The sequence below is a fragment of the Burkholderia sp. FL-7-2-10-S1-D7 genome (genome assembly GCF_001524185.1).
Lineage (GTDB): Bacteria > Pseudomonadota > Gammaproteobacteria > Burkholderiales > Burkholderiaceae > Burkholderia > Burkholderia diffusa.
Genome location: NZ_LOWY01000016.1, coordinates 180,551 through 194,494, shown reverse-complemented (window position 1 = coordinate 194,494; position 13,944 = coordinate 180,551). Strand labels below are relative to the sequence as shown.

The window sequence follows — 13,944 nt, the reverse complement described above, 5'->3', positions numbered from 1 at the left end:
TCGTCAACCGTCTGATTTTCTGGCATAATCGCCGTTTTTCGACCTTAGGCAAGTGGCTCGCGCCGGGCTTGACGTCGGCTGAATCGTGCAAATGCGTGCGGTCCGGCACGGCAAGCGGCGGGTTGGCTACCGCTCTCACCAAGGAACATCATGAAACCTGGCATTCACCCGGACTACCGCGAAGTCGTCTTCCAAGACATGTCGAACGGCTTCAAGTTCATCACGCGCTCGACGATCCAGACGCGTGAAACCATCGAACACGAAGGCAAGACCTACCCGCTCGCCAAGATCGAAGTGTCGTCGGAATCGCACTCGTTCTACACGGGTCAGCAAAAGATCATGGACACGGCAGGCCGTGTCGAGAAGTTCAAGAACAAGTTCGGCGCACGCGCCAGCGGCAAGGTCGCGAAGTAAGCTTCGCACCGATCCGGTGGTTGCAACACACCGGTACCGCACGAAAGGGCAGCCCAGGCTGCCCTTTTTTGTCTCCGCTCGCCGGGAAAACACCGCACGGCGGCCGGTGCAGGGGTAATCGTCCGACGCGCACGGGCCGGCGCGTCTACAATGCCGGATGCCCGAATCCGGCGCCGTCGGCGCATGACCGCGCCGGCCGCCTGCTCATAACAAATCGCTCATCTGCATGAAGCCAGTCGTTCGTCTCACCGCCTCCGCCACGCGCGCGCTGCCGCGCTGGCTGCTGCTTACGCTCTGCCTCCTCTACGCGGCGTTCGGCCTGTTCGGCCGCGACCCGTGGAAGAACGAGGACGCGGCGGGCTTCGGCGTGATGTGGACGATGGCCACCGGCGGCTGGCACGACTGGCTGCTGCCGAATCTCGTCGGCAAGTTCATCACGACCGACGGGCCGCTCGGCTACTGGCTCGGCGCGCTGTCGATCCGCGCGCTGGCACCGTGGGTCGACGCGAGCAACGCGTCGCGCGTCGACACGGGCGTGCTGTTCTGCGTCGCATGCGCGTTCGTCTGGTACGCCGCCTACCTGCTCGGCCGGCGCGCCGAGGTCCAGCCGTTCAAGTACGCATTCGGCGGCGAGCCGGAGCCGCGCGACTACGGCCGCACGCTCGCCGACGGCGCGCTGCTCGTTCTCGTCGCGTGCTTCGGGCTCGCGGAGCGCGGCCACGAAACGACGCCGCAGCTCGCGCAGTTCGCGTGGATCGCGATGTTCGTGTACGGCATCGTGCGCGGCATCGACAAGCCGATGCAGGGCGCGCTGTGGTGGGGCGTCGCGATCGGCCTCGTCGCGCTGTCCGGCAACCCGGTGCTCGTCGTCGCGCTGCTCGCCGGCACGGCCGCGCTGTGGCTCGTCACGCCGGAGATGCGCAACCTGCGCCTGCCGCTGATCGGCCTGCCGCTCGCGGCGGCGATCTTCGCACTGTGGCCGCTCGCCGCGCTCCACGCGGCACCCGACGACGCCGCGTGGTTCTTCAACCAGTGGATCCACGGCAGCCTGATGCGCTTCTCGGGCCCGCCGACCGCGGTGCTCGCCTACGCGGCGAAGAACCTGCCGCTGTTCACGTGGCCCGCGTGGCCGCTCGCGATCTGGGCCTGGTGGAGCTGGGCCGGCATGCGCCGCCGCGCGCACATCGCGATTCCGCTGTCGGTCGTGGTCCCGCTCGTCGCGCTCGTGATCCTGCAGAGCCAGCAGTCGAACCGCATGTACATGCTGCTGCTGCCGCCGCTCGCGGTGCTCGCTACCTTCGCGCTGCCGACACTCAAGCGCGGCGCGATCAACGCGTTCGACTGGTTCGCGGTGCTGAGCTTCACGATCCTCGGCACCTTCGTGTGGCTCGTATGGCTCGCATCGCTCACCGGCTTCCCGCACCCGCTCGCGCGCAACCTCGCGCGCCTGGTGCCGGGCTACGAACCGCACTTCAAGATCCTCTCGTTCATCTGCGCGGTGATCGTCACCGTGTGCTGGTGCCTGCTCGCGCGCTGGCGCATCTCGCGCCAGCCGAAGGTGCTGTGGCGCAGCGTCGTGCTGTCGGGCGCGGGCACCACGCTGATGTGGGTGCTGCTGATGACGCTGTGGCTGCCGATCGTCAACTATGGCCGGACCTACAGCGATGTCGCGCAACAGATCGCGTCGCATCTGCCGAAAGACTATGAGTGCATCGCGCCCGTGCGGCTCGGCGATGCGCAGATCGCGACCTTCGCGTACTTCGGCGACATGCACTTCGAATTCTCGGGCGACTGCGACGTGATCCTGCGCCAGGACCGCGCGGACTTCGGCGAGCCGAGCGCGATGTCGCAATACGTGTGGCGTCTCGTGTGGGAAGGCCGTCGCGTCGCCGACCGCGACGAACGCTTCCGCCTGTACGAGCGCATCGAGCGGCCAACGGCGCCCGTCAAGCGCCGTGGCCCGCGCCACCGGACGGTCGATTGACGATGTTCGCCGACATCCGCCGGATCGTCGGTCTCGCGTGGCCGGTGCTCATCGGCCAGCTCGCGATCATCGCGTTCGGCGTGATCGACACGGCGATGGTCGGCCGGTATTCGGCCATCGACCTGGCCGCACTCGGGCTCGGTTCGTCGATCTACGTGTCGGTCTACATCGGGATGACGGGCATCCTGTCCGCGCTGCAGCCCATCACCGGGCAACTTTACGGTGCGCGGCGCTACGCGGAAATCGGCGAGGAAGTCCGTCAGGCGCTGTGGCTCGCGCTGATGCTCGCGGTGCCCGGGTTCCTGCTGCTGCACTTTCCCGAACCGCTGCTGCACATCGCCCACGCACCGCCCGCGCTGCACGATCGCACGGTCGATTACCTTCGAATCCTGTCCTACGGCCTGCCGGCGAGCCTCGTGTTCCGGATCTACAACGCGCTGACCAACGCGGCCGGCAAGCCGCGCCTCGCGATGATCCTGCAGGTTGGCGCGCTGCTGCTCAAGTTTCCCCTCAACGTGTGGTTCATCTTCGGCGGCTTCGGCGTGCCGGCCCTCGGCGGGCCCGGCTGCGGGCTCGCCAGCACGCTGATCAACTGGGCGCTCGCGCTGATCGGCTTCACGCTGCTCGCGAAGCTCGACGTGTTCTCGCCGCTTTCAATCTTCTCGCGCTTTTGCTGGCCCGTCTGGGCACGCCAGAAGGCGATCCTGAAGCTCGGCGTGCCGATGGGCCTGTCGTACCTGATCGAGGTCACGTCGTACACGTGCATGGCGCTCTTCATCGCGCAATTCGGCACGACGACGCTCGCCGGCCACCAGATCGCCGGCAACATCGGTGCGGTGCTGTACATGACGCCGCTGTCGATCGGCGTCGCGGCGTCGACGCTGGTGGCACGCGCACTCGGCGCCGGCCGCCCGGACGAGGCACGCCTGCTCGGCCGGCACAGCGTGATGCTCGCGTGCGGGATCGCGGCGGCGTACGGCGTGCTGGTGTTCACGCTGCGTCCGCTGATCGTCGGCGGCTACACACCGAATCCCGCCGTGGCCGCCGCCGCGCTGCCGCTGGTCGCGATCGTCACCTTCTACCACTTCTTCGACGCGCTGCAGATCACGTCCGCATTCGTGCTGCGCGCGTACAAGGTCGCGGTCGTGCCGACCGTGATCTATGCGGTCGCGCTGTGGGGTGTCGGGCTCGGCGGCGGCTACGTGCTCGGCTTCGACGTCGGCGGCATCGCGCCCGCCTGGCTGACCGGCGCGCGCGGCTTCTGGTTCGCGAACACGATCAGCCTGATGCTCGCCGGCGCGGGCCTCGCGCTCTACCTGCGCCACGTCAGCCGCACGCAAACGGCCGTCAGCGCATACGGCGCATGACGCAAGGCGCGCGGCCTACGCGTCCTCCAGCACGTCGGCCGCGTGGTACGAGGACCGCACGAGCGGACCGGCAACGACTTCCCTGAACCCGAGCGCCAGCCCCTCGTCTCGCCATGCGGCGAACGCATCGGGGCTCACGTAGCGGCGCACCGGCAGATGGTGCGCCGACGGCGCGAGATACTGGCCGAGCGTCAGCACGTCGACCTCGTGCGCGCGCAGGTCGCGCAACGTGTCCCGCACCTCGTCGTCGCGCTCGCCGAGCCCGAGCATCAAGCCCGATTTCGTCACGAGCGTCGGCCGCGCGGCCTTCGCCTGCGCGAGCAGTTCGAGCGAACCGCGATAGTCGGCGCCCGGCCGCGCCGCCCGATACAGCGACGGCACCGTCTCGATGTTGTGATTGAACACGTCCGGCCACGCTGACGACAACGCATCGAGCGCCCGCGCGACGCGGCCACGGAAATCGGGCGTCAGCACCTCGACGCCGATGCCCGGCACGCTCGCGCGCACCGCCGCGATGCAGGCCGCAAAATGCGCGGCGCCGCCATCGCGCAGGTCGTCGCGATCGACCGACGTGATCACGACGTAGCGTAGTTCGAGCGCCGCGACCGCGTCGGCGAGCCGCGCGGGCTCGTCGGGATCGAGCGGATCGGGGCGGCCGTGCGCGACGTCGCAGAACGGGCAGCGCCGCGTACACAGTCCGCCCATGATCATGAAGGTCGCGGTGCGCTGCGCGAAGCATTCGCCGATGTTCGGGCACATCGCCTCCTCGCAGACGGAATGCAGCCGATGATCGCGCAGCACGGCCGACATGTCGGCGACCGCCCCGCTCATCATCGGCCGCGCCCGCAGCCACGGCGGCTTCGGCAGCGCCGCGCCGGCCGCGGGCTCGACGCGCACCGGAATGCGCGCGAGCTTGTCGCGGCTCCTCGCGCCCGGCTGGCCGAGCGCGGTGAGGCTGGGTCGTTCGAGCGCGGCGGCCATCGTCAGTCTCCGAGAAACGCGACGATCAAGCGGTTCACGTCGGCAGCCGCTTCCATCTGCACCATGTGGCCGCTGCCGGCGATCACCTCGACCCGCACGCCGTCCGGCAAGCCCTGCGCATGCTGCGCCGGAATCACCTGGTCGCGCTCGCCCCAGATCACGAGCGTGCGCGGCGCGAGCGCCCCGACGCGGTCGCGGAACACGCGCCGCTGGGACGCGCCGTCGAACGCGGCGTTCGCGATCTGCTCCAGCGCGGCCTGCACGCCTTCGAGCCGCTTGTACTTGACGAGATCCTCGACCAGTTGCCGCGTGACGAGCGCGTCGTCGGCGAACAATGCACCGAGGTGCGGCTTCAGCGTGTTGCGGCTGTTGCCGGCGACGAAGCCGTCGATATAGGCGCGGTTGATGTCGGTGCCGAGCCCCGCGCTCGCTATCAGCGTCAGCGACACGACGCGCTGCGGCGCGCGTTCGGCCACGGCCATCGCGACCGCGCCGCCCATCGAATGCCCGATCAGGTGCGCACGATCGACGTGCTGCGCGTCGAGCAGCGCGAGCACCGCGTCGGCCAGTTCGTCGAGACTGCCCGTGTCGACCGCCTTGCCCGACTCGCCGTGCCCGGGCAGGTCGAGCGCCCACACGGGCCGATGCGCGGCCAGCTCCGCGTGGTTGAACAGCCAGTTGTTCAGGTCGCCGCCGAAGCCGTGGATCAGCACCGCAGGCGTACCGGACCCGTCCCCGAGTTTCAGGAACCGGACCGTGCGACCGCCGATCTGCGCCTTCTCGGGTTGCGGGCCCGCCGCGTCGTCGGCGGCCGCGGCCGGCACGAAATCGCGCTGGAATTCGGCGATCGCCGCGTCGATGTCGGCATCGCTTGCCTCGGCCGCGGCCACCACGCCGAGCAGCGCACCGACCGGCAGCGTCTCGCCCTCCTGTGCGATCTGCCGGCGCAGCATGCCGTCGAACGCGCACTCGACGCCCGACGAGATCTTGTCGGTTTCGACGTCGAGCACTTCGTCGCCCTTCGTCACGCGTTCGCCGATCGCCTTCAGCCAGCCGTTGACCTGCCCCTGCTCCATCGACAGCCCCCACTTGGGCATCGTGATCATGTGAATCGACATCGTGTCAGCTCCTCGTTTTCAGTACCGCCTGCGCGATCGCGTCGGCGGACGGGATGTAAAGGTCTTCCAGCACGCCGGCGAACGGCGTGGGCGTGTGCGGTGCGGTCACGAGCTCGATCGGTGCCTTGAGCGATCGGAACGCGCGCCGCGCGACGAGCGCGGCGATGTCGGTCGCGATCGAGCAGCGCGGGTTCGCTTCATCGACCACCACCACGCGCCCGGTGCGCTCCGCGCTTTCGAGGATCGTTTCCTCGTCGAGCGGCGAAGTCGTGCGCAGGTCGATCACGTCGACCTGGATGCCGTCCTTCGCGAGCTTCGCGGCCGCGTCGGTCGCGAGGTGCACCATGCGGCCGTACGTGACGATCGTCGCGTCATCGCCGTCGCGCACGATGTTCGCCTCGCCGAACGGAATCGCATAGGATTCCTCAGGCACATCGCCTTCGCGCGTGTAGAGAAGCTTGTGTTCGAGGAAGATCACGGGATCGTTGTCGCGGATCGACTGGATCAGCAGCCCCTTCGCGTCGTAAGGCGTCGACGGGCACACGACCTTCAGCCCCGGGATGTGCGTAAACAGCGACGTGAGCATCTGCGAATGCTGGGCGGCCGCGCGCAGGCCGGCACCGTACATCGCGCGGATCACGACCGGCGTCACGGCCTTGCCGCCGAACATGTAACGGAATTTCGCGGCCTGGTTGAATATCTGGTCGAAGCACACGCCCATGAAATCGATGAACATCAGCTCCGCGACGGGCCGCATCCCGCACGCGGCCGCGCCGACCGCCGCGCCGATGTAGCCGCCTTCCGAAAGCGGCGTATCGAGCACGCGGCCCGGAAACTTGTGGAACAGCCCCTTCGTCACGCCGAGCACGCCGCCCCATGCGTCGTCCTCGCCCGGCGCGCCCGCGCCGCCCGCGTTGTCCTCGCCCATCACGATCACGCTGTCGTCGCGCGCCATTTCCTGCGCGAGCGCCTCGTTGATCGCCTGCGAATAAGTGATCTTCCTTGCCATGTCCGTCTCCTGGAATATTGGGTTCGCCGTGCCGGCTGCAGGCCGGTGGCCGCTGTGTCACATCGCGCTCACGGGTACGACACGTACACGTCGGTCAGCAAGTCGGCCGCGTCGGGCAGCGGCGCGGCCTTCGCCTGCGCGACCGCGTCGTCGATCAGCGCCTTCACCTGCGCATCGACCGCGCGCAGTTCGGCGGTCGTCAGCACCTCGGCACGCACGACGCGCGCCTCGAAATGTTTCAGGCAGTCCTTCTCGTCGCGCAGCTTCTGCACTTCGCCCGGCGCGCGATAGGTCTGCGCGTCGCCTTCGAAGTGACCGAAATAGCGCGTGAACTTCACTTCGACGAGCGTCGGGCCGCCACCGTTGCGTGCGCGTGCGACAGCTTCGCCGAGCGCTTCGTGCACCGCGAAGAAGTCGAAGCCGTCGACGATCACGCCCGGCATCCCGAAGCCGTTCGCGCGGTCGGCGATGTTGTCGGTCGCGACCGACCAGCTCGACGACGTCGCTTCCGCATAACCGTTGTTTTCGGCCACGAAGATCGCCGGCAGTCGCCACACCGACGCGAGGTTCATCGATTCGAAGATCACGCCCTGATTCGACGCACCGTCGCCGAAGAAGCACACCCCGACGCCGCCCGTCTTCTTGTGCTTGGCCGCGAGCGCCGCGCCGCACACGAGCGGGCCGCCCGCGCCGACGATCCCGTTCGCGCCGAGCATCCCCATCGACAGGTCGGCGATGTGCATCGAACCGCCCTTGCCGTGGCAAACGCCCGTCTTCTTTCCGTAGATCTCGGCCATCATCCCGTGCACATCGACGCCTTTCGCGATGCAGTGGCCGTGCCCGCGGTGCGTGGTGGCGACATAGTCCTCGAGGCCGAGGTGCAGGATGGTGCCGACCGCGGAAGCCTCCTCGCCCGCGTACAGGTGAACGAAGCCGGGGATTTCGCCGGTCGCGAACTCGACGTGCAGGCGCTCCTCGAATTCGCGGATCGTGCGCATCAGCCGATACGCATCCAGCAGCGTGTCCCTGCTGAGCTGTGTCGAAACGGTCATGTGTGTCTCCTTGATAGGTCTGACTGCGAATGCCGCCGCGGCAACGCCCCGGCGACGGATTGCACGACGGCCCCGGCCGTCGGTGAAACCTGAAGCCGGCGTCAGCCGCGCCACGCGCCGGCATCGCGCAACAACTGCCGCGACGACGCGTAACGCAGCGTGCGGCCGACATCGACGGTCAGCGGCCCGCGCCAGTCGAGCGCGATCTCGTAGCGGTCGCCGCGCGCGACCTCGATCTCGCGCTCGCCATCGAACGCGAGCGTGCCGTGCTCGAACGGGATCGTCTGCCACGCGCCCGGCTCGAGCCGCTCGCAGCTGCGCATCACGACGCGATCGACGCGGCCGGGTGCGATCGGCGCGACGAGCGGCGTGCCGGCGGTCTTGCCGTCGGCGGCGAAACGCATCGCGAGCCCGTGCGGCGCGCTGCGCTCGAGCGGTGCCCACGCGCCGCCGAGCGCGGACAGGCCGATGCCGTCCGGCTCCGCGAAAGTCAGATAGAGCGTGTCGATGTCGTCAGGCCCCGAGATCGCGCGCGCGCCGATGAAGCGCTGCCGGGCCGCACACACGTCGACGAGCGCGATCTCCTCGCGCCCCGCGTTCGCGCCCGCCCCGCAGCGCACGACGAGCCGCTTGTTGCGCACGAACGCGACCTCGGCCGGCACGGCGCCGGTCGCGACGAGTCCGGCCGCGACGCCCGCGACGGTCGCCTCGCGATGTTCGGGAAACGCGTTGTTGGTGCCCGTGGACAGCGCGACGAGTGGCGTCGCGCCGCAATGCGCGGCGACCGCGCGATGGGTGCCGTCGCCGCCGAGCACGACGATCAGCGCGACTTCCATCCGGTGCATGTATGCGGCGCCGGCGTGCGTGTCGGTGACGGTATCGGAGATCGGCAGGTCCACGAATTCGACGTCGGGCCAGCGTTCGTGCGGCGCGACCGCGCGATGCGTATCGAGCGCACGCATCAATAGCGTCGCGATGCCCGTCTTGTCGCGCAAGGTCAGCACGCGCTCGACACCCATCGCGCCGAGGCCGGCGAGCAGGCGCACGACCATGTTGGCCTTTTCCGCCGTCGGGAACACGGATGCATGCGTCGTCAGGCGGCGAATGTCGCGCCCCGATGCGGGGTTCGCGATCACACCGACGGTCACGGGCGTCGTCACTGGCTTGTCTCCATCCAGTGGACCGGCGCTTGCACCGGCCCTGCATGTGTCGTCCGCCGTCATCGAGGGCAGCGGATCATCGCAGCCGACGCGATCGCGCCGGGCTTGCCCATGACATCTGCAAGCGGCGTGCCACCGTGTGTGCGACGACCACGGAACCCGCGTGCAGACTGGCTCTGCGGCCATGCCGGTCTTCGACACCTGCCGCCTTGACAGCCCGACGCGCCGCGAAACCGCGCGTGCGTCTCACGCCGTCGATCTCCCGGCGCACCGGTTTCGGCACCTTCATCCGGATTGCGCTTCGGCCGGCAAGCCACGCGTATCGCGGCGCGGCGCGCGACACCATGATGTGGGCCGCCGTCGCGCGCGGCATGCCCGCGCGTCTCAACCGCGCGAGACCGGCTGAGATGCCGCTGAGACGAACGTCTCACGCCGCGCGCGTGCTGCGATGCAATGTGATCCGCGCAGGCGGATGTGCTACAAGAACATCGAATTCCCCGCCGTACGGAACCGGAGCCGACCATGCCCTATGCCGTCCCCCAGGCCCAGCACGCCGACCGTGTGCTCGGCGCGCTCGCCGGACGCCTGCCCGCGCCTGCCGATTCCGCGCGTCTCGTGTCGTCGTGGCAGCGCTCGCTCGAGCGCTACGCGCTCGACCCCGCGTCGTCGATCGGCCCGCGCGTGCTGACCGCGGCCGAGCTGCGCGAGGTGCGCGACAAGGAGGAAGCCTTCCTGCGCGCATCGGGCCAGTGCCTGACGCGCCTGCACGACATGATTCGCGTCGCCGATTACTGCGTGATGCTGACCGACGCGCACGGCGTGACGATCGATTACCGGATCGACCGCGAACGCCGCAACGACTTCCGTCATGCGGGGCTGCACATCGGCTCGTGCTGGTCGGAAAGCGAGGAAGGCACCTGCGGGGTCGCGAGCGTGCTGACCGATCTCGCGCCGATCACCGTGCACAAGACCGACCACTTCCGCGCGGCGTTCACCACGCTCACCTGCAGCGCGGCCCCGATCTTCGCGCCGGGAGGCGAACTGATCGGCGTGCTCGACGCGTCGGCCGTCCAGTCGCCGGACGGCCGCGACAGCCAGCGTCTCGTGTACCAGCTCGTGCGGCAAAGCGCGGCGCTGATCGAGGACGGCTATTTCGTGCACAGCACCGCGCAACACTGGATATTGTTCGGGCATCCGAATCGTCATTACGTCGAGGCGCAGCCCGAATGGCTGATCGCGTTCGACGAGTGCGGCAACATCGTCGCCGCGAACCGGCAGGCGCGCGACGCGCTGCCGGCGCTGCGCGAACCGCGCCATATCGACGAGATCTTCGACGCAACCGAGATGCCGCTGCGCGACGCCGCGCGGCTCGATGCGATCGTCGCGCTGCGGTTGCGCGCGACCGGTGCCCCGCTCTATGCGCGGTTGCGCGCGCCGCTACGGCGCGCCTGCCGCGAAACCGGCACGGCATCGCGCCGCCCCGGCACCGCGCAGCGCCACGTCGGCGCCCTGACGCCGTTCCTGCACAGCAGCGACGCGCGCGTCGCGAAGCAGGCCGAACTCGCGCTGCGTGTCGCGAGCAAGCGGCTGCCGATTCTCGTACTCGGCGAAACCGGCGCAGGCAAGGAAGTGTTCGCCCGCGCGATCCACGACGCCGGTGCGCGACGCGCACGGCCGTTCGTCGCCGTCAACTGCGGCGCGCTGCCCGAGGCGCTGATCGAAAGCGAGCTGTTCGGCTATGCGGCGGGTGCGTTCACCGGTGCGCGCAAGCACGGCGCGCGCGGCAAGATCGCGCTCGCCGACGGCGGCACGCTGTTCCTCGACGAAATCGGCGACATGCCGCTCACGCTGCAGACGCGCCTGCTGCGCGTGCTCGCCGACGGCGAGGTCGTGCCGCTCGGCAGCGATACGCCCGTGCGCGTCGATCTCGACGTGATCTGCGCGACGCACCGCGATCTCGCGCGCATGGTGGCCGACGGCACGTTCCGCGAGGATCTGTATTACCGGCTGAGCGGCGCGACGTTCGAACTGCCGCCGCTGCGCGAGCGCGCGGACGTGCGCGACGTGATCGCCGCGGTATTCGCTGAGGAAGCGCAGGCGACCGGCCACGTGCTCACGCTCGACACGTCGCTCGCCGAGCAACTCGCTGCGTATCCCTGGCCGGGCAACGTGCGGCAACTGCGCAACGTGCTGCGCTATGCATGCGCGGTGTGCGATGCCGCACGCGTGACGCGGCGCGACCTGCCGGCCGATCTCGCCGCGCAGCTCGGCGCCGGCCCGTCCGGCGGCGCGCTGCCGGACGACGAACGCGGCCGCATCGTCGCGGCGCTCACCGCGCATCGCTGGCGGCCCGATGCGGCCGCGCAGGCGCTCGGCATCTCGCGCGCGACGCTGTACCGGCGGATCGCGAAACACCGGATCGTCGCGCCGCACCGCGCATGACGAGCCGGCGCGACCGCCATCACGCGGCCTGCGTGGCCACTTCGCTTGCTTTCCCGGCCTCGCCCGCCGCTTCGTCGCGCCGCACGAACACCTCGTGCGCGGCGAACAGCGCGTTCAGCGCGGCCGGGAAACCTGCGTAGACGGCCATCTGCATGAACACCTCGACGATCTCGTCGCGCGTGCAGCCGACGTTCAGTGCCGCCTCGACATGCACCTTCAGTTGCGGCTGCGCGTTGCCGAGCGCGGCCAGCGCGGCGATCGTCGCGATCTCGCGCGCCCTCAGGTCGAGCTGCGGCCGGCTGTAGATGTCGCCGAAGCCGAACTCGACGAGCAGCCGCCCGAAGTCCGGCGCGATCGGCGCAAGCGCCGCGATCACGCGTTCGCCCACTTCGCCGTCGATTTCCTTCAGCTTGTTCCAGCCGCGCGTGTAGCGATCTTCAACGAGTCGATCCATGGTGTCCGTCCTGTTCCAAGAGTGAGTGAGTAGCGTTCGCCCGTCGTTCCGTCTCGCGTTCCTCAGCCTCGTAGTACGCGATCTTGTCGCCGATCGCGTCGAGGCTCGCCTGCAGTTCCGCGATATGCACTCGCACCGCGTCGCGATGCGCGGCCAGCAAGCTGCGCCGCGCACCGAGCGTCGACTCGCCTTGTGCACGCAGCGCCGCGAACTCCTGCATCTGCGCAATCGGCATGCCGGTCGCCTTCAGGCGCATCACGAAGGCAAGCCAGTCAAGGTCGGCCGGCGCATAAAGCCGATGCCCGGCCGCCGTGCGTGAAATCGCGCGCAGCAGGCCGGCCTGCTCGTAATACCGCAGCGTATGCGTCGACACGCCGGTCAGTTCGGCGACTTGCCCGATCGTCAGCGGACCGGCGGCGGAAGGTCTGGATACGGTTTTCGACATGGCAGGATCAAGGTTAGGAGTTAGAGTTCACTCTAAGTCAAGCATTGTCGAATGGCCAGGCACGACAATCTGAAATCACCGCCGAGGACACCGTAAAGAATGGTCAAAACCACCGCACAACGCGGCTTTCTGTCTTTACAGCGACGCAAGCCTTCAGCAAGATTCGGTCAGCCTGTCTTAAAAAGGGCACGCATTTGTCCTATGCTTAACGGCGACACCCGGCCAGGTCTCGCCCCGCCGTCCGTTGCAACAGCCATTCATCCGTCAGAACCAGGGAGCCTTTGCCATGCTGAAAAAGCTGCTGATGCTGTTCGTCGCGCTATCGCTGTCGCTTGCCGCCGGCATCGCCGCGGCCGTCGAAGTCAACACGGCCGACCAGGCCGCGCTCGAATCGGTGAAGGGCCTCGGGCCCGTGAAGTCGAAGGCGATCATCGACGAACGCACCAAGAACGGCCCGTTCAAGGACGCGGACGATCTCGCGAACCGCGTGAAGGGTCTCGGCACGAAGTCGGTCGGGCATCTCGAGGAAAACGGCCTGACGATCGGCGGCTCGTCGACGCCGCCGAAGGGTGTGAAGCTGTCGAAGCCGGCCGCGACAACGTCGGCGACCACGTCGGCCACGATGTCGGCAGGCACCGCGTCGACGTCAACGTCGATGTCGACGACCGCAACGGCCGGCACGACCGCGACCTCGACGGCCCCGGCCGCGAGCGCCCCCGACGCGGCGACCAAGCCGGCCAAGAGCAAGCGCATGTCGAAGAAGGAAAAGGCGGCCGCGGCCGCAGCGGCATCCGCCGATGCGGGAGCGAGCGCGCCGGCCGCAGCGTCGTCCACGAAGGCGACGAAGGGTTCGAAGAAGAAGAACAAGAAGGACAAGGCAGCCTCCGCCGCCGCGGCGTCGGGCGCCTGATATGCGCCACGCGCGCGATCGCGTGCGCGCGGCATTCGATCAACGGGCGCCGTCGTTGCGGCGCCCTTTTCAGTAAAGGTGAAGAACCATGGGTCTCCTCGACATCGTTGGCGGTCTGATCGGCGGCCAGGCCGGCGGCAACTCGCAAAGCGCGCTCATCACGACTGCGCTCGAATTCATCAACAACCAGCCGGGCGGCCTGAACGGGCTGATCGAGAAGTTCAAGGCCGGTGGCGCCGGCGACATCATCGGCTCGTGGGTCGGTAACGGCGAAAACCAGCCGATCTCGGCCGACACGCTGCAGAACGTGCTCGGTTCCGACGTCGTCGGGTCGCTGGCGAGCAAGGTCGGCATCGATCCGTCTCAAGCATCGTCGATCCTCGCGCAGGTGCTGCCGCACGTCGTCAACGGCGCGACGCCGAACGGCGAAGTGCCGGCCGGCGGCCAGGTCGATACGTCGAACGTGCTCGGCACGCTCACGCAGCTCGCCGGCATGTTCGGCGGCAACAAGCAGGCCTGAGCCCGCAGCGCGCCGGCTGACGGCCTCGACGGCGGTTTCGGCCGCCCATATGCAAACACCCCGCCTGAGCGGGGTGTTTGTTTTTGCG

At 68.7% G+C, this 13,944-nt stretch carries 13 protein-coding genes; 6 read left to right on the top strand and 7 right to left on the bottom strand.

Annotated features, from left to right (window positions below):
• Positions 1-150: 150 nt before the first annotated feature.
• From WS75_RS08665 to WS75_RS08655, 3 genes are all read left to right on the top strand, one after another.
• Positions 151-414 carry a type B 50S ribosomal protein L31 gene (locus tag WS75_RS08665; RefSeq protein ID WP_040144297.1) on the top strand — a complete coding sequence of 88 codons (264 nt, stop codon included), beginning with the start codon at positions 151-153 and terminating at the stop codon, positions 412-414.
• Between the two features lie 226 nt (positions 415-640).
• Entirely contained in the window at positions 641-2,398 is a 1,758-nt protein-coding gene (locus WS75_RS08660) for an ArnT family glycosyltransferase (RefSeq protein ID WP_059680108.1), read from the top strand.
• A gap of 2 nt (positions 2,399-2,400) precedes the next feature.
• Positions 2,401-3,765 (top strand): MATE family efflux transporter, encoded by a 1,365-nt coding sequence (locus WS75_RS08655; RefSeq protein ID WP_059680107.1) that lies wholly within the window; start codon positions 2,401-2,403, stop codon positions 3,763-3,765.
• A 15-nt stretch (positions 3,766-3,780) separates the two neighbouring features.
• On the opposite strand, the gene lipA is transcribed toward WS75_RS08655, so the two are convergent.
• The 5 genes from lipA to WS75_RS08630 all read right to left on the bottom strand — a co-directional run bounded on the left by lipA (position 3,781) and on the right by WS75_RS08630 (position 9,085).
• Positions 3,781-4,746, bottom strand: coding sequence for a lipoyl synthase (gene lipA, locus WS75_RS08650; protein WP_059680106.1), 966 nt, complete (start codon positions 4,744-4,746; stop codon positions 3,781-3,783).
• A 2-nt stretch (positions 4,747-4,748) separates the two neighbouring features.
• Complete coding sequence (locus WS75_RS08645; RefSeq protein ID WP_059680105.1) at positions 4,749-5,864, bottom strand: acetoin dehydrogenase dihydrolipoyllysine-residue acetyltransferase subunit; 1,116 nt, start codon at positions 5,862-5,864, stop codon at positions 4,749-4,751.
• A 4-nt stretch (positions 5,865-5,868) separates the two neighbouring features.
• On the bottom strand, positions 5,869-6,873 hold the full coding sequence (locus tag WS75_RS08640) for an alpha-ketoacid dehydrogenase subunit beta (RefSeq protein ID WP_059680104.1): 1,005 nt from the start codon (positions 6,871-6,873) through the stop codon (positions 5,869-5,871).
• Between the two features lie 68 nt (positions 6,874-6,941).
• Positions 6,942-7,925: a thiamine pyrophosphate-dependent dehydrogenase E1 component subunit alpha gene (locus WS75_RS08635; protein ID WP_059680103.1), complete on the bottom strand. Its 984-nt coding sequence runs from the start codon at positions 7,923-7,925 to the stop codon at positions 6,942-6,944.
• A gap of 101 nt (positions 7,926-8,026) precedes the next feature.
• A complete protein-coding gene (locus WS75_RS08630; protein WP_059680102.1) occupies positions 8,027-9,085 on the bottom strand; it encodes an ATP-NAD kinase family protein in 1,059 nt (352 codons plus the stop codon).
• A gap of 522 nt (positions 9,086-9,607) precedes the next feature.
• Here WS75_RS08630 and WS75_RS08625 point away from each other — a divergent pair.
• Entirely contained in the window at positions 9,608-11,527 is a 1,920-nt protein-coding gene (locus WS75_RS08625; protein ID WP_059680101.1) for a sigma-54-dependent Fis family transcriptional regulator, read from the top strand.
• Between the two features lie 19 nt (positions 11,528-11,546).
• Here WS75_RS08625 and WS75_RS08620 read toward each other — a convergent pair whose 3' ends face one another.
• Positions 11,547-11,981, bottom strand: coding sequence for a carboxymuconolactone decarboxylase family protein (locus tag WS75_RS08620; RefSeq protein ID WP_059680100.1), 435 nt, complete (start codon positions 11,979-11,981; stop codon positions 11,547-11,549).
• Positions 11,965-12,426, bottom strand: coding sequence for a MerR family transcriptional regulator (locus WS75_RS08615; protein ID WP_059680099.1), 462 nt, complete (start codon positions 12,424-12,426; stop codon positions 11,965-11,967). The genes WS75_RS08620 and WS75_RS08615 overlap by 17 nt, the downstream gene beginning before the upstream one ends.
• A 286-nt stretch (positions 12,427-12,712) precedes the next feature.
• On the opposite strand from WS75_RS08615, the gene WS75_RS08610 reads away from it, so the two are divergent.
• Complete coding sequence (locus WS75_RS08610) at positions 12,713-13,336, top strand: ComEA family DNA-binding protein (RefSeq protein ID WP_059680098.1); 624 nt, start codon at positions 12,713-12,715, stop codon at positions 13,334-13,336.
• 88 nt (positions 13,337-13,424) lie between these two features.
• Positions 13,425-13,856 (top strand): YidB family protein, encoded by a 432-nt coding sequence (locus WS75_RS08605; RefSeq protein ID WP_059680097.1) that lies wholly within the window; start codon positions 13,425-13,427, stop codon positions 13,854-13,856.
• The last annotated feature ends 88 nt before the right edge of the window (positions 13,857-13,944 follow it).